The organism is Ensifer sp. B1-9 (assembly GCF_050474445.1).
Classification (GTDB): Bacteria; Pseudomonadota; Alphaproteobacteria; order Rhizobiales; family Rhizobiaceae; genus Ensifer.
Map to the genome: position 1 here is coordinate 157,677 of NZ_JBCHVG010000017.1, position 15,136 is coordinate 172,812.

Here is a 15,136-nt window from a genome sequence, read left to right on the forward strand (position 1 = left end):
CGAAGAAATAAGGCGGATAGGTCGCATTTCCGACGTGTTTTTGCCGCATCACCGATACTTGCATCAGGATCCACGCATTGGGAATTCTCGCAGGGGAGAATGGAAATGGCGACGTGGCGACCCGATCCCTCCTTCTATCCATCACCGCGCATGGCGGCCAAGGCTCCAAAGGAAACGCTTGCCTATGTGGCGGCGTTCGATCCAGAGCGAACAAGGCCGGATGCGATTGCAGTCGTCGACGTCGATCCGGCGTCTTCAAGCTATTCGCAGATCGTCGGAAAGGTTGAGATGCCGAATGTCGGCGACGAACTGCACCATTTCGGCTGGAATGCCTGCTCCTCGTGCCTGTGCCCCAATGCGCCGCATCCGCATGTCGAGCGGCGGTATCTGGTGGTGCCGGGTTTGCGATCCTCGCGTCTGCACATCATCGACACCAAGCCGGATCCGCGCAATCCGACGATCGTCCGGGTAATCGAGCCTTCGGAGATCGCCGAGAAGGCGAATTATTCGCGGTTGCACACGACCCACTGCGGACCCGAGGGGATTTACGTCAATGCGCTTGCCGATCGCGACGGCAAGGCGCCCGGCGGCATCTTCCTGCTCGACCATCAGAGCTTCGATGTGCTCGGGCAATGGGAAATGGATCGAGGTCCGCAGAAGCTCGCCTATGATTTCTGGTGGCACCTCGGCCATGACACGATGATCACCAGCGAATGGGGCACGCCAGATACGTTCGAGAACGGGCTGGTTCCGGAGGTGCTGCTCGGCTCGAAATATGGCCGCCGCTTACATTTCTGGGACCTGCACAGGCGCAAGCACCTGCAGGAGATCGATTTCGGCGAGGAGCACCAGCTCGTCTTCGAACTGCGCCCGGCCCATGATCCGACCAAGGCCTATGGCTTCGTTGGTTGCGTCATCAGCCTCAAGGACCTCTCGGCCTCGATCTGGACCTGGTATCGTGACGGCGAGCGATGGGCCGTGAAGAAGGTGATCGAGATTCCGGCAGAACCGGCGGATCCGGACCTGTTGCCGCCGGTGCTGAAAGGTTTCAGCGCGGTCGCGCCGCTCGTCACCGACATCGATCTCTCGATGGACGACCACTTCCTTTACGTCTCCTGCTGGGGCACTGGCGACATGATCCAATACGACGTTTCCGACCCCTTGGCGCCGAAGGAAACGGGCCGGGTGCGGATCGGCGGCATCGTTTCGCGTGCCTCCCATCCGAAGGCGAAGAACGGAGCGTTGAACGGTGGGCCACAGATGGTGGAGATCAGCCGCGACGGCAAGCGGGTCTATTTCACCAATTCGCTCTATGGCGCCATCGATCCGCAATTCTACCCTGATGGTATAGACGGATGGATGGTCAAACTCGATGTCGCCGACGGTGGCGGCATCGCCTTCGACGAGAACTTTTTCGTCGACTGGCCGAAAGGCCACCGCCCGCATCAGGTTCGCCTCGAAGGCGGCGACTGCTCGTCCGATTCCTATTGTTATCCATAGGGAGGGGGCGACCTTGCGGTCCTCTCAGGGCGAATGACGACCGTCTGGCCATGGCTTTCGATTATCGGTCTCGGCGCCTTTCACGGCATCAACCCGGCGATGGGCTGGCTCTTTGCGGTCGCGCTAGGGCTTCACCGCCAGAGCCGCCGGATCGTGTGGTTGTCGCTTGCTCCGATCGCTGTCGGTCATGCCGTCTCCGCTGCGCTGACGCTGGCGGTGGTCGTCACGTTCGGCGCGGTGTTGGAACCGCATCATTTCAGGCTCGTCGCGGCACTGCTCATTCTCAGCGTCGCCGCGTACGGCGCGCTTTACGGACACCGCCACCGGGTAAGGGTCGGCATGCGTGCCGGCATGGCCGGACTTGGCTTCTGGTCCTTCCTGATGGCGACGAGCCACGGGGCGGGCCTGATGCTGGTTCCGGCGGTCCTCAGCCTCTGCGCAACACGCCCTGGCGATCTCGCCGTCGCAGGTTCGCTGCCGGTTGCGCTTGCCGCTGTTGCCGTTCACGGCGCGGCAATGCTGGCCGTCGTCGCGGCGATGGCGATTGCCGTCTTCGAATGGCTTGGCCTGGCAGCACTTCGCTCGGCCTGGATCAATTTTGACCGCCTCTGGACGGTGGCGCTGAGCGCGACCGGTATCGTGCTTCTCGTCCAGTAAACCTGTGCCATGACCGCCGATCGCGGCGGGATGCGCCTAACCTTGGGTCTTCACATAGCTGATGTAACCGCGCACGTCGGTGGCCGGTTCGGTGTAGGCATTACCGAGCGTCTTCTCCATGTTGCCGACGTAGGTCTTCGCCCAGTCCGGAAGCGCGTAGTCGATTGCCGCCAGGAACTCGAGGGTTGCTGCGAGCCGGATGTCGGCGATCGACGGCTTGGATCCGCCGATGAAGGGCTTGTCGCCGATATAGAACGCCCGAAAAACGTCGAGCGGTTCGGCAAGCGCCTCTACCGCTGCCCGCCGGGCCTTCTCCTTCGTCTCCGCATCGGCGTCGCTGCAACCGACTTCGCCCGCATAGAGCGGGAAGTTCAGGGCTGGGTAGGTGGCCCGCGCGAGGTAGGGATAGAAGGTGCCGATCAGGTAGAACATGGCGCTATCGATCATGGCGCGGGCCTCGGGATCCTTGGGATAGAAGTCGTCGAGCCCGTGCTTGTTGCAAAGATACTGCATGATCGCGCAGCTCTCCCACAGGGCACCCTTGGGCAGCTCCGCAGTCTCCATCATCGGTGTCAGATGCGACGGAGCCTTCGCCAGATATTCGGCCGTCCGAGTCTGGCCAAAGACGTCCTGCTCGCTGAAATCGAGTTTGGCTGCCCGCAGGAAGACGCGCGCCGTCATGTTGTTGACGCTGGGCTTGATCACGTTGAGCTTGATTGCAGACATGTCACTCCTCCCTTTGGTCGCGATACCGCAATTGCTGCCTTGCCGGCCGGTTGCGCGCGTTGGACGATAGGCGATGAGCGCGACTGAACCTATCGCGACTGATATGGATCCTTCGGCTGCCGGTCGGACGACAGCGTCGGCCGGGCGCGCGCGGTCAGTGCCTCGATCGCATCGGCCAAGTGCACCTCGGCGATATTGTAGTCGCCGCGTGCGACCCTGACCCTGTGTGCCTCCATCAGCACCTCGGCATGGCTGTGGCCCGGCGGCGGCTCGAAGCGATAAGAGGCGAGTTCGATCAGCAGCCCCAAGGGATCCTCGAAGTAGATCGAGTCCATGAAGCCGCGATCCTTGACGCCACTATGCTGGATGTTTCGCTCGTCGAGCCGCTCCACCGCCTGGTTGAACGTTGCGCGTGAGACGGCGAAGGCGATGTGGTGCACGCAGCCGATATCCGTCGATGTTCGCTCGGGGTCGGACTTGCGGTTCTCGTCGGTGAAGACGGTGATCAGGCGGCCATCGCCCGGGTCGAAATAGAGATGGCTTTCGCTTGCCCGGTCGAGGTTCGGCTGCTCGAAGATGAAGGGCATGCCGAGAAGCCCCTCCCAGAAATCGATCGACGTCTGCCGGTCGGCGCCGACGAGCGTGATGTGATGAACCCCTTGCGACTGCAGTTTTCGCATCGATGGCCTCCCGATGAAGCGGAGGACCGGGGCGAAACGCTATCTGGTTTCACCCTTTCCGCTCCACTCGATTGTCGTCCGTCGAGATAAGAAGGCAAGCGCCAATGCAGGGGGAAGCTGCGAGGAATGCGTCGGCAAGTATCGGTATTTCCGCTATATTCTTCCCGGTTGTTGTGTATGTAGTGTGCAATCGGTGAATGTATCGGCAATGCGCCCAGCGGCCTGACGGCTGGGCGCGATCAAGAAGTTGAGGCGTGGATCGACGTCATCGACACAACATAGTTGCATCCACCGACGACGACAACCGCGCGAGACAGCAGGACCCTCCGCCTCCGCGTCAGATGTTGCGGCGCTTGCCCTCGATCAGGTCGAGCACGGCGCGCGCGGCGTCGAGCACGTTGGTGCCCGGGCCGAAGACGGCCGAAACGCCGTTGTCCATCAGGTAGTCATAGTCCTGGCGCGGAATGACACCGCCGCAGATGATGATGACATCTTCGCCGCCGCGCTTCTTCAGGGCTTCCGCGAGTTGCGGCATTAGGGTCTTGTGGCCGGCCGCAAGCGAGGAGACGCCGATGACATTGACCTTGCTGGCAAGCGCCATGTCGGCGGCCTCTTCCGGCGTCTGGAACAGCGGGCCCGCAAGCACGTCGAAGCCGATGTCGCCGAAGGCAGATGCGATCACCTTGGCGCCGCGGTCATGCCCGTCCTGGCCGAGCTTGGCGACCATGATCTTCGGCTTGCGGCCAAGTTTTGCCGAAACCTCGCCGAGACGTCCGGAGAGCACGTCGAGTTCCGGCTCGCCCTCATAGGCCTTGCCGTAGATCTTGCTGACGACCTTGGGCGTTGCCGCGTGGTCGCCGAAAGCTCCGCGCATCGCGTCAGAGATCTCGCCGACGGTCGCACGCGCCCGAGCCGCCTCGACGGCGGCGGCAAGCAGATTGCCTTCGCCGGTCCGTGCGACCTCGGAAAGGCTGTCCAGCGTCTCCCCGACCTTGATGCTGTCGCGTCGCCGCTTCGTCTCCTCGATGCGGCGGATCTGCGCGGCCCGCACGGCGCTGTTGTCGATTTCCAGGATGTCGATCGGCTCCTCGTTGTCGAGCCGGTACTTGTTGACGCCGACGATGATCTCCTCGCCCTTGTCGACGGCGGCCTGGCGACGGGTCGCCGCTTCTTCGATCAGCCGCTTCGGCAGGCCTGCATTGACGGCGCGGGTCATGCCGCCCATCGCCTCGACCTCTTCGATCAGTAACCACGCTTTTTCTGCGAGCTCGTTGGTCAGGCTTTCGACGTAATAGGAGCCGGCGAGCGGATCGACCACCTTCGTGACTCCGGTCTCGTGCTGCAGGATCAGCTGCGTGTTGCGGGCGATGCGGGCGGAAAACTCCGTCGGCAGCGCGATCGCCTCGTCGAAGGAATTGGTGTGCAGCGATTGCGTCCCGCCGAGGGCCGCCGACATCGCCTCGAAGGCGGTGCGGATGATATTATTGTAGGGATCCTGCTCCTGCAGCGAGACCCCGGAGGTCTGGCAATGGGTGCGCAGCATCAGCGAGGACGGCTTCTTCGGCTCGAACTCCTTCATGATCCGGGTCCAGAGCAGACGCGCGGCCCGGAGCTTCGCCGCCTCCATGAAAAAATTCATGCCGATTGCGAAGAAAAAGGAGAGCCGGCCGGCGAAGTCGTCGACATTCAGACCCTTTGCCAGCGCCGCGCGCACATATTCACGTCCGTCCGCGAGCGTGAAGGCGAGCTCCTGCACCAGCGTCGCCCCGGCCTCCTGCATGTGGTAGCCGGAAATCGAGATCGAGTTGAACTTCGGCATCTCCTTGGCCGTGTACTCGATGATATCGGCGACGATGCGCATCGAGGGTTCGGGGGGGTAGATATAGGTGTTGCGGACCATGAACTCCTTCAGGATGTCGTTCTGGATCGTGCCTGAAAGCTTGTCGCGCGAAACGCCCTGTTCTTCGCCGGCGACGATGAAGGAGGCGAGGATCGGGATGACGGCGCCGTTCATAGTCATCGACACCGACATTTCGTCGAGCGGGATTCCGTCGAACAGGATCTTCATGTCCTCGACCGAGTCGATCGCCACGCCCGCCTTGCCGACATCGCCCTCGACGCGCGGATGATCGCTGTCGTAGCCGCGGTGGGTTGCAAGATCGAAGGCGACCGAAAGACCCTTCTGGCCGGCCGCGAGGTTCTTGCGGTAGAAGGCATTCGAGGCTTCCGCCGTTGAGAAGCCCGCATATTGGCGGATAGTCCAGGGGCGCCCGGCATACATGGTGGCGCGCGGTCCGCGCACGAAAGGCTCGAAGCCCGGTAGCGATCCGAGATGGTCGATCGCTTGCAGGTCGTCAGCCGTATAGAGCGGCTTTACCGCAATGCCCTCCGGCGTCTGCCAGGTGAGGCTTTCCGGCGCTGCCTTGAGTTCACGCTCGGCGAGCGCTTCCCAGTCCTTGATGGTCTTGTCGGTCATCGGATGTTCTCCTGGACGATGGCGTCGACGGCGGGCGCCATCATTCGAATTCCATGATCAGTTCGTCGACGGCCAGGCTGGCGCCGGCTGCGACCGCCACGCGCTTGACCACGGCCCGCTTTTCGGCGCGCAGGATGTTCTCCATCTTCATTGCCTCGACGACCGCGAGAGCCTGCCCGGCCTCGACGGTATCCCCCGCCTTGACCGAGACCGAGGTGATGACGCCGGGCATCGGGCAGAGCAACATGCGCGAGGTGTCCGGCGGCAATTTCTTTGGCATCAGCCGCGCGAGTTCCGCAACGCGCGGGCTCCTGACATGCGTAACGGCGTCAATGCCGCGCCAGCGCAGCCGGAGGGCGGTTCCGACCAGATCGACTTTGACGCTCATGGGCTCATTGTCGATGTTGAAGGTGGCAAGCGTACGACCTGGCGTCCAGTCGCCGGCGATGGTCACCGACGTGCCATCGGCGAAGCTTACATAGGATCCGTCGGCGGATGCGCCGGCAGTCACGGCGAGATCGCGATCGGCGAGGCTCACCACCCAGTCATGGCCGACGACGCGGCGATGATTGCCGATCGTGCCGGAGATCTGGCTGGCGCGTTCCTGCAGCACCTGGTTGATCGAGACGGCGACGGCAGCAAGCTTGCGCAGCGACTGCTCGTCGGCCGTAACGCCATGAAAGCCTTCGGCAAATTCCTCGGCGATATAGGCGGTCGTCAGCCGACCGTCGCGGAAACGCTGCTGCTGCATGACAGCCGCAAGGAACGGCAGGTTATGGCCGATGCCTTCCACCTCGAACTGGTCGAGCGCGTCGGCCATTGCCGCGACCGCCATAGACCGGTCCGGGGCCCAGGTGCAGAGCTTGGCGATCATCGGGTCGTAGAACATCGAGATCTCACCGCCCTCGAAGACGCCGGTGTCGTTGCGGGTCACCGTGCCGTTGTCGCGTGTGCCCTCGAACGGGGGACGGTAACGCGTCAGCCGGCCGATCGACGGCAGGAAGTTTCGATAGGGATCTTCGGCATAGAGCCGGCTTTCGATCGCCCAGCCGTCGAGCTTCACCTCTTCCTGGCCGAAAGCGAGCTTTTCGCCGGCGGCGACAAGGATCATTTGCTCGACGAGATCGAGCCCGGTGATGAGTTCGGTCACCGGATGCTCGACCTGCAGGCGGGTGTTCATCTCCAGGAAGTAGAAGTTGCGCTTGCCGTCAACGATGAATTCCACCGTGCCGGCCGAGTGGTAACCGACGGCCCTGGCGAGCGCGACAGCCTGTTCGCCCATGGCCTTGCGGGTCTCGGCATCGAGGAAGGGCGAGGGCGCCTCCTCGATGACTTTCTGGTTGCGCCGCTGGATCGAGCACTCGCGCTCGCCGAGGTAGAGCGTGTTGCCGTGCTTGTCGCCGAGCACCTGGATCTCGATATGGCGCGGCTCGGTCACGAACTTTTCAATGAAGATGCGGTCGTCGCCGAAGGCGTTCTTTGCCTCGTTCTTCGAGGACTGGAAGCCTTCGCGCGCTTCCTGGTCGTTCCAGGCGATGCGCATGCCCTTGCCGCCGCCGCCGGCGGACGCCTTGATCATCACGGGATAGCCGATCGACGCGGCGATCCTAACGGCCTCGTCGGCATCCTCGATAAGGCCCATATGGCCCGGGACCGTCGAGACGCCGGCTTCTGCCGCCAGCTTCTTGGACGTGATCTTGTCGCCCATGGCCTGGATCGCGCCAACCGGCGGACCAATGAAGGCGACTCCTTCCTTTTCTAGAGCTTCGGCAAAGCTGGCGTTTTCGGATAGAAAACCGTAGCCGGGATGGACGGCATCGGCGCCGGTCTTGCGGATTGCGTCGATGATCTTGTCGATGACGATATAGGACTGAGCCGACGGTGAGGGGCCGATATGCACGGCTTCATCGGCAATGCGCACATGCATCGCGTCGCGGTCGGCGTCGGAGTAGACCGCGACCGTCGCAATGCCGAGCTTCTTCGCGGTCTTGATGACGCGGCAGGCGATTTCACCACGGTTGGCGATGAGGATTTTCTTGAACATTTGTTTCTCTTTCAAAGCCTTCATGGCGCGTCAGCGTTTGAATTTGCGGCGATAGGGCAAAAGCGCGATCGACGATGCCGTGGCAGCACCTCCGAATAGCAAAGCGAAGGGCACGACGACCATTAGGGTCGCGAGAACTGGGCTAGTGGAGCGAGCGATATGGGTCCCGACGGCGCCGATGTTGAGCCAGATCAGCACGCCGGCCGTTAGCGCCCCGATCGCCACGCCGATCAGCGCGTTGACGCTCATGTAACGCAGCATCTGCCAATGGTCGCGCCGGGCCTCTTCCGGCGTCATGGCGCGCTCCGGCTCCCGTTCCATCGTTGCCTCCATCAGAGCGGGATCGTATCGTGCTTACGCCAACGAACATCGACCTGCTTGTTGCGCAGCGATGCGAAGGCGCGGGCGATGCGGCGGCGCGACGAATGCGGCATGATCACCTCGTCGATGAAACCGCGCTCGGCCGCCACGAACGGGTTGGCGAAGCGCTCTTCATATCCCTTCGTTCGCGCGGCGATCTTCTCGGCGTCGCCGAGTTCCGAACGGTAGAGGATCTCGGTCGCGCCCTTGGCACCCATGACGGCGATCTCGGCGGTTGGCCAGGCATAGTTGACATCGGCGCCGATATGTTTCGAGGCCATAACGTCGTAGGCGCCGCCATAGGCCTTGCGGGTGATCAGCGTCACCATCGGTACGGTTGCCTGGCTGTAGGCGAAGAGCAGCTTGGCGCCGTGCTTGATCACGCCGCCATATTCCTGGCTCGTGCCGGGCAGGAAGCCGGGCACGTCGACGAGCGTCAGGATCGGGATCGAGAAGGCATCGCAAAAGCGCACGAAGCGGGCGGCCTTGCGTGAACTGTCGATATCGAGGCAGCCGGCGAGCACCATCGGCTGGTTGGCGACGACGCCGACCGTCTGGCCTTCCATGCGGATGAAGCCGGTGATGATGTTCTTGGCGAAGCTCTGCTGGAGTTCGAAGAAATCGCCCTCGTCGGCAAGAGCCAGGATCAGTTCCTTCATGTCGTAAGGCTTGCTGGCGCTATCGGGGATCAGGCTGTCGAGACGCATTTCGAGCCGCGACGGATCGTCGTGGAAGGGACGGACCGGCGGTTTCTCGCGATTGTTGAGCGGCAGGAAGTCGAAGAGCAGCCTGGTCGCTTCCAGTGCCTCGATGTCGTTCTCATAGGCACCATCGGCGACCGAAGACTTTGAGGTGTGCGTCCGTGCGCCGCCGAGTTCTTCCGCCGTGACGATCTCGTTCGTCACCGTCTTCACGACATCGGGGCCGGTCACGAACATATAGGACGAGTCACGGACCATGAAGATAAAGTCGGTCATGGCGGGCGAATAGACCGCGCCGCCGGCACAGGGGCCCATGATCACCGAAATCTGCGGAATGACGCCGGAGGCTTCGGCATTGCGGCGAAAGACCTCGGCATAGCCGGCAAGCGAGGCAACGCCTTCCTGGATACGGGCGCCGCCTGAATCATTGAGGCCGATGACCGGTGCGCCGTTTCTGACCGCCATATCCATGATCTTGCAGATCTTCTGCGCATGGGTTTCGGAGAGCGAACCGCCGAGCACGGTGAAATCCTGGGAGAAGACATAGACCTGACGGCCGTTGATCGTGCCCCAGCCGGTGACGACGCCATCACCGGCGACTTTTTGGCTCTCCATGCCGAAGTCGACGCAGCGGTGCGTGACATACATGTCGTATTCTTCGAAGGAGCCCTCATCGAGCAGCACTTCGATGCGTTCACGTGCCGTCAGCTTGCCTTTGCCATGCTGGGCGTCGATCCGCCGCTGGCCGCCCCCGGCTCTCGCTTCGGCCCTGCGGGCTTCGACCTGTTCTAGTATGGCGCGCATGGTGCCCTCCCGATTTTTTCACTGCCCGGCTTTTTTCAACGATTGTGCAGAGGCGTTTCGAGCTTCGCAATAGCGTCGAAGGTCGGATGGAAAAACGTCCCTTCATGTGCAAATGTGAAATAGAGAAATTTGTGAAACGTAAATTGCAAAGTTGCGAACATGGCGATCGGCAAGCTCTATATCGGCCGCAAGGTCAGGGAACTGCGGGAAGCGAACAAGGCGACGCAAGGTCAGTTCGCCGAGCGCATCGGCATCTCCACCAGTTATCTCAACCAGATCGAAAACAACCAGCGGCCGGTCTCGGCCTCCGTGCTTCTGGCGCTGGCCGAAAAGTTTCAGATCGATATTGCCGAGCTTTCGACCGGCGAGGGCGATCGCCTGCTCTCGGCGCTCTCGGAGGCTCTCAGCGATCCCTTGTTCGAGACCTATTCGGCAAGCCTGCAGGAGCTGAAGCTCGTCGCGCAGAACGCGCCGGGGCTAGCGCATGCACTGATCACCTGTCACCAGGCCTATCGCCGCAACAGCGAACAGCTTGCAAGCATCGACGACACGATCGGCCGCGGCGGGCCCTTCGTCGAAACGACGCCCTATGAGGAAGTGCGCGACTTCTTCCATTTCGTCGACAATTACATTCACGAGATCGACATGCTTGCAGAGCGGCTTGCCGGGGAACTCGGACTCGGTGAGGGTGACAATCACGCCGCACTTGCAAGCTATCTGGAGCAGCGCCACGGCGTCCGGGTCGTCCGCGGCGCCGCCGGCGACGAGGCGATCCGTCGCTTCGATCCGCGTGCCCGGCTTCTCACCCTCAACCCCTATGCGCCGGCGGCGACCCGTGATTTCCAGATCGCGTTGCAGATCGCTCAGCTTCATGCCCGCGAGGAGATCGACCGGGTGGCCGGCAGTGCCGGCTTTCGCACCGAAGAGGCCTATGAGATCTGTCGCATCGGCCTGCAGAACTACTTCGCCGGCGCCCTGATCCTGCCCTATCAGGCCTTCTCAAAGGCTGCCCGTGACTTGAGGCACGACATCGAGCTGCTCGCCGCCCGCTTTGGCGCATCGCTGGAACAGGTCTGCCACCGCCTCTCGACCCTGCAGCGGCCGGGACAGAAGGGTATTCCGATCTTCTTTGCCCGCATCGACCGGGCCGGCAACATCACCAAGCGCCACAGTGCCGCGAAGCTGCAATTTGCCCGTTTCGGCGCTGCCTGTCCGCTCTGGAACGTGCACCAGGCGTTCGAGACGCCCGGCCGGATCATCCGGCAACTGGCCGAGACGCCTGACGGCGTTCGCTACCTCTGTCTCGCCACCCAGATCACCAAGGGGGGCGGCGGCTTCCGCGCTGCGCAGCCGCGCTATGCACTGGCGCTCGGCTGCGAGATTTCTTACGCCGATGCCTTCGTCTATGCGGACGACATGGATCTCGGTAACCGCGCCGCTTTCGATCCGATCGGCATTTCCTGTCGCATCTGCGAGCGGACGAAATGCGCGAGCCGCGCCGTACCGCCTTTGAAGCGCCGGCTGATCGTGGATCATGACTTACGCGGCGCTCTGCCGTATCGTCTAAGCGAGAGTTGATTTGGGGCGTCTGTTCATTTTTGAACAGAACCTGTGAGAAGTTGCATCTGTGCCGGTACGAAGTTTGGTGTAACTAGGCCCCCACGTCTACAGTGCCGCACGTCTCGTGAGACGGGCAAAGGTCGCAGTAGGACTCTGAGTTGCTGCAGGTTTAAAAGAAACCTGCAGCAGGTATGCGGTCAGGGAGGACATGCATATGGATTTTCGCTTGTCGGAGGAGCAGGAGGCCATTCGTCAGATGGCGCTCGATTTCGCCCGCGACGAACTCGCCCCTCACGCAATCGACTGGGACCAGCAGAAGCACTTTCCGGTCGACACGCTGCGCGGTGCCGCGGCCCTCGGTATGGCCGGCATTTATGTCCGTGACGATGTCGGCGGCACGGGGCTGACGCGGCTCGATGCCGCGATCATCATAGAGGCGCTCGCGACCGGTTGCCCGGCCGTCGCCTCCTTCGTCTCGATCCACAACATGTGCGCCGGCATGATCGACCGCTACGGCACGCACGAGCAGCGCCAGCGGCTGCTGCCGAAGCTTTTGACGATGGAAGTGCTTGCAAGCTACTGCCTGACCGAGCCCGGCTCGGGCTCCGATGCGGCAGCGCTGAAGACCAAGGCGGTCAAGGACGGCGACAGCTATGTGCTGACCGGCCAGAAGCAGTTCATCTCCGGGGCTGGTGAATCCGGCCTCTACGTGATCATGGCCAGAACCGGCGAGGATGGCCCCAAGGGCATTTCCACGTTCGTCGTCGAGAAGGATGCCCCTGGCCTGACGTTCGGCGCCAACGAGAAGAAGATGGGCTGGCACGTCCAGCCCACCCGCGCCGTCATGCTCGATGGCGTCCGCGTGCCGGCGGAAAACCGTCTGGGTGCGGAAGGCGATGGTTTCAAGATCGCGATGGGTGGGCTCGATGGCGGCCGTCTCAACATCGCCGCCGCGTCCCTCGGCGGCGCCCAGTCCGCCTTCGAGAAAGCGCTGGCTTACGTCCAGGAGCGCCGCGCCTTCGGCAAGGCGATCGGCGAATTTCAGGCGCTGCAGTTCCGTCTGGCCGACATGGCAACCGATCTCGAAATCGCCCGCACCTTCCTGTGGCGTGCCGCTTCCGCGCTGGACGCGGGCGACGCGGAAGCGACGAAACTTTGCGCCATGGCCAAACGCTTCGTCACCGACCGGTGCTTCGCTGTCGCAAACGACGCCCTGCAGCTTCACGGCGGCTATGGCTATCTCGCCGACTATGGCGTCGAGAAGATTGTCAGAGATCTTCGGGTGCACCAGATCCTCGAAGGTACCAACGAGATCATGCGCCTCATTGTTGCGCGTTCCCTCATCGGCCGGAAATAGGCCGGAAACAGAAAGGACCGTTCATGGACATGCAGGCGCCGGAAGTCATCGTCGAGCGGCAGGGAGCGATCGGCAGGATCCGGCTTAATCGAACGCGGGCGCTGAACAGTCTCAACGTGCCGATGATCCGGCTGATCGCGGCGGCCCTGACCGAATTCGAAAACGACCCGGCTGTTGCGGCGGTGCTCGTGACCGGCGAGGGCGAGCGCGGGCTTTGCGCCGGCGGAGACATTCGCATGATCTACGAGAGCGGTCGCGAGCGGCCGGCGGAAGGTGCGCAGTTCTGGCGCGAGGAATTCATCGTCAATAGCCGCATCTCCGGCTACCGCAAGCCGTATATCGCGATCATGGATGGTATCGTCATGGGCGGCGGTGTCGGGATTTCCGCCCATGGCAGCCATCGCATCGTCACCGAACGCACGCGGCTGGCGATGCCGGAGACCGGGATCGGCTATTTCCCCGACGTGGGCGCGACCTGGCTGCTGCCAAAAGCCCCCGGGGAATTCGGCACCTATCTCGGGCTGACCGGCCGGGATATCGTCGCTGCGGATGCCGTCCATGCCCGGCTTGCTGACAGCTTCGTTACCTCGCAAAAGCTGGAGGCGCTCGTTACGGATCTTGCGAGGCTACCGGCGACGGCAGACAGCGCTGATGTCGATGCGGTGATTGTAAGGCATTCGTCTGAAGCTCCGCCCACGCCGCTTCAGCACCACCTTGCACTGATCGATCGCTGCTTCGCCTTCGATACGGTGGAGGAAATCCTGGCGGCGCTTGCGGCGGACGGCTCCGATTTCGCAAAGGAAACGCTGGCGCTGCTCAATTCCCGTTCGGCGCTGAGCATGAAGCTGACACTCGATCTCCTGCGCGCCGGCCGTCGCAGCGCGTCACTGAACGAATGCCTCGAACGGGAATATTCTGCGACGCTCGGCATGCTTTCCAACGACGACTTCTACGAAGGCGTGCGTGCCGCGGTGATCGACAAGGACCGCAATCCAAAATGGAATGTTGCGCTGGCCGACGTCACGCCTGAGATGCTCTCGCGTTTCGCCAGAAAGGACCACCCGCCGCTGTTCTAGCGCCTGAGGATGGGGCGCGTGTCGGCTTGGCCGAGTTTCAATGCAGGAGGAGTAACATGACGAAGATCGCCTTTATCGGGCTCGGCAACATGGGCGGACCGATGGCCGCCAATCTGGTGAAGGCGGGCCACGCGGTCACCGGCTTCGACCTGTCGGAAGCGTCGCGCAATGCGGCGGCAAAGACCGGGGTCTCCGTCGCTGGCTCGATCGCCCATGCGGTGCGCGGCGCCGAGTGCGTGATCACCATGCTGCCTGCCGGCACCCATGTTCTCTATGTCTGGGATGAACTGCTCGGTTTCGTCGATCCGGGCACGCTCCTGATCGACAGTTCGACGATCGATGTCGACAGCGCCCGCAAGGCGCATGCCCTTGCGGAAAAGATCGGTTGCCCGTCTCTCGATGCGCCGGTTTCCGGGGGAACCGGTGGTGCTGCGGCCGGCACGCTCACCTTCATGGTTGGCGGCAGCGACGACGCCTTTGCCCGCGGCAAGCCGCTGCTCGAGGCCATGGGCAAGAAAATCGTCCATTGCGGCGGGGTTGGCGCCGGCCAAGCGGCAAAGATCTGCAACAACATGATCCTCGGCATATCCATGGCCGGGGTTTGCGAAGCCTTTGTGCTGGCGGAACGGCTGGGCCTGTCGCACCAGGCGCTGTTCGACGTCGCCTCGACTTCGTCCGGCCAATGCTGGTCGCTGACGACCTATTGCCCGGTGCCGGGTCCGGTCCCGACCTCACCCGCCAACAACGACTACAAGCCGGGCTTTGCCGCGAGCCTGATGCTGAAGGATCTGAAGCTTTCGCAGCAAGCTGCAAGTGCCAGCGGTGCGACGACGCCGATGGGCGCGCAGGCCGCGCAGCTCTATTCGATGTTCGAGACACTCGGTCATGGTGGCGAGGACTTTTCCGCCTTGATCCGGCTGCTGCGCGGCAGCGATGAGGCAAAGGCCGGCTAATCCGCCCACACCGATGGATTTTCGCCCGCCCGAACGGGCGAAAATCGGCTGTTCATGCCTGTGAATAGAAATTCGTCTTTATTTTCAATCTGTTGCAAGAATTCTATCGAGGTCGTGAAAATGTCTGTTGACGTGTTGGAGGTGTGGGGTCTATAAGCCCGATCACTGACGAGGGCGGCGGCGCTGCTGGCGACGACGACCTTCGCTCTAGAGTTTCCTTGGTTGGCTGAGGCTGATTTTGG

13 protein-coding genes are annotated in these 15,136 nt (G+C 62.5%); 6 read left to right on the top strand and 7 right to left on the bottom strand.

The features are described from left to right. The first annotated feature begins 105 nt into the window (after window positions 1–105). Together ACQ5BM_RS28785 and ACQ5BM_RS28790 are read left to right on the top strand one after the other, a co-directional pair. A complete protein-coding gene (locus tag ACQ5BM_RS28785; protein ID WP_429818650.1) occupies window positions 106–1,500 on the top strand; it encodes a selenium-binding family protein in 1,395 nt (464 codons plus the stop codon). A 33-nt stretch (window positions 1,501–1,533) separates the two neighbouring features. After that, entirely contained in the window at window positions 1,534–2,157 is a 624-nt protein-coding gene (locus tag ACQ5BM_RS28790) for a hypothetical protein (RefSeq protein WP_429818653.1), read from the top strand. Between the two features lie 36 nt (window positions 2,158–2,193). Here the strand turns inward: ACQ5BM_RS28790 and ACQ5BM_RS28795 are convergent, their stop codons facing one another. The 6 genes from ACQ5BM_RS28795 to ACQ5BM_RS28820 all read right to left on the bottom strand — a co-directional run bounded on the left by ACQ5BM_RS28795 (window position 2,194) and on the right by ACQ5BM_RS28820 (window position 9,948). Further along, a complete protein-coding gene (locus tag ACQ5BM_RS28795; protein ID WP_429818655.1) occupies window positions 2,194–2,883 on the bottom strand; it encodes a glutathione S-transferase family protein in 690 nt (229 codons plus the stop codon). A gap of 89 nt (window positions 2,884–2,972) precedes the next feature. Then, window positions 2,973–3,563, bottom strand: a complete 591-nt coding sequence (locus ACQ5BM_RS28800; RefSeq protein WP_429818657.1) for a VOC family protein — start codon at window positions 3,561–3,563, stop codon at window positions 2,973–2,975. Between the two features lie 337 nt (window positions 3,564–3,900). Further along, complete coding sequence (scpA, locus tag ACQ5BM_RS28805; RefSeq protein WP_429818659.1) at window positions 3,901–6,039, bottom strand: methylmalonyl-CoA mutase; 2,139 nt, start codon at window positions 6,037–6,039, stop codon at window positions 3,901–3,903. A gap of 40 nt (window positions 6,040–6,079) precedes the next feature. Next, window positions 6,080–8,083 carry an acetyl-CoA carboxylase biotin carboxylase subunit gene (locus ACQ5BM_RS28810; protein WP_429818661.1) on the bottom strand — a complete coding sequence of 668 codons (2,004 nt, stop codon included), beginning with the start codon at window positions 8,081–8,083 and terminating at the stop codon, window positions 6,080–6,082. Between the two features lie 30 nt (window positions 8,084–8,113). Then, window positions 8,114–8,404, bottom strand: a complete 291-nt coding sequence (locus ACQ5BM_RS28815; RefSeq protein WP_429818663.1) for a hypothetical protein — start codon at window positions 8,402–8,404, stop codon at window positions 8,114–8,116. Window positions 8,405–8,415: 11 nt separating this feature from the next. Next, window positions 8,416–9,948, bottom strand: a complete 1,533-nt coding sequence (locus ACQ5BM_RS28820) for an acyl-CoA carboxylase subunit beta (protein WP_429818665.1) — start codon at window positions 9,946–9,948, stop codon at window positions 8,416–8,418. 159 nt (window positions 9,949–10,107) lie between these two features. Between ACQ5BM_RS28820 and ACQ5BM_RS28825 the strand changes: the two genes are divergently transcribed. The 4 genes from ACQ5BM_RS28825 (at window position 10,108) to mmsB (ending at window position 14,894) form a co-directional block, all read left to right on the top strand. After that, window positions 10,108–11,526 carry a helix-turn-helix domain-containing protein gene (locus tag ACQ5BM_RS28825; protein ID WP_429818667.1) on the top strand — a complete coding sequence of 473 codons (1,419 nt, stop codon included), beginning with the start codon at window positions 10,108–10,110 and terminating at the stop codon, window positions 11,524–11,526. Window positions 11,527–11,722: 196 nt separating this feature from the next. Continuing rightward, on the top strand, window positions 11,723–12,865 hold the full coding sequence (locus tag ACQ5BM_RS28830) for an isobutyryl-CoA dehydrogenase (protein ID WP_429818669.1): 1,143 nt from the start codon (window positions 11,723–11,725) through the stop codon (window positions 12,863–12,865). A gap of 23 nt (window positions 12,866–12,888) precedes the next feature. Beyond that, window positions 12,889–13,941, top strand: coding sequence for an enoyl-CoA hydratase/isomerase family protein (locus ACQ5BM_RS28835; RefSeq protein ID WP_429818672.1), 1,053 nt, complete (start codon window positions 12,889–12,891; stop codon window positions 13,939–13,941). A gap of 56 nt (window positions 13,942–13,997) precedes the next feature. Then, window positions 13,998–14,894, top strand: a complete 897-nt coding sequence (gene mmsB, locus ACQ5BM_RS28840) for a 3-hydroxyisobutyrate dehydrogenase (RefSeq protein ID WP_429818675.1) — start codon at window positions 13,998–14,000, stop codon at window positions 14,892–14,894. On the opposite strand, the gene ACQ5BM_RS28845 is transcribed toward mmsB, so the two are convergent. Continuing rightward, window positions 14,891–15,136: hypothetical protein (locus ACQ5BM_RS28845; RefSeq protein ID WP_429818677.1), on the bottom strand; the 246-nt coding region annotated here is incomplete at its 5' end. The genes mmsB and ACQ5BM_RS28845 overlap by 4 nt on opposite strands.

What these genes read in the sequence shown, in the direction of transcription:
- ACQ5BM_RS28785 (WP_429818650.1), top strand. Translation starts at nt 106, where the DNA reads ATGGCGACGTGGCGACCCGATCCCTCCTTCTATCCATCACCGCGCATG.
- ACQ5BM_RS28790 (WP_429818653.1), top strand. Translation starts at nt 1,534, where the DNA reads ATGACGACCGTCTGGCCATGGCTTTCGATTATCGGTCTCGGCGCCTTT.
- ACQ5BM_RS28795 (WP_429818655.1), bottom strand. Translation starts at nt 2,883, where the DNA reads ATGTCTGCAATCAAGCTCAACGTGATCAAGCCCAGCGTCAACAACATG.
- ACQ5BM_RS28800 (WP_429818657.1), bottom strand. Translation starts at nt 3,563, where the DNA reads ATGCGAAAACTGCAGTCGCAAGGGGTTCATCACATCACGCTCGTCGGC.
- scpA (WP_429818659.1), bottom strand. Translation starts at nt 6,039, where the DNA reads ATGACCGACAAGACCATCAAGGACTGGGAAGCGCTCGCCGAGCGTGAA.
- ACQ5BM_RS28810 (WP_429818661.1), bottom strand. Translation starts at nt 8,083, where the DNA reads ATGTTCAAGAAAATCCTCATCGCCAACCGTGGTGAAATCGCCTGCCGC.
- ACQ5BM_RS28815 (WP_429818663.1), bottom strand. Translation starts at nt 8,404, where the DNA reads ATGGAACGGGAGCCGGAGCGCGCCATGACGCCGGAAGAGGCCCGGCGC.
- ACQ5BM_RS28820 (WP_429818665.1), bottom strand. Translation starts at nt 9,948, where the DNA reads ATGCGCGCCATACTAGAACAGGTCGAAGCCCGCAGGGCCGAAGCGAGA.
- ACQ5BM_RS28825 (WP_429818667.1), top strand. Translation starts at nt 10,108, where the DNA reads ATGGCGATCGGCAAGCTCTATATCGGCCGCAAGGTCAGGGAACTGCGG.
- ACQ5BM_RS28830 (WP_429818669.1), top strand. Translation starts at nt 11,723, where the DNA reads ATGGATTTTCGCTTGTCGGAGGAGCAGGAGGCCATTCGTCAGATGGCG.
- ACQ5BM_RS28835 (WP_429818672.1), top strand. Translation starts at nt 12,889, where the DNA reads ATGGACATGCAGGCGCCGGAAGTCATCGTCGAGCGGCAGGGAGCGATC.
- mmsB (WP_429818675.1), top strand. Translation starts at nt 13,998, where the DNA reads ATGACGAAGATCGCCTTTATCGGGCTCGGCAACATGGGCGGACCGATG.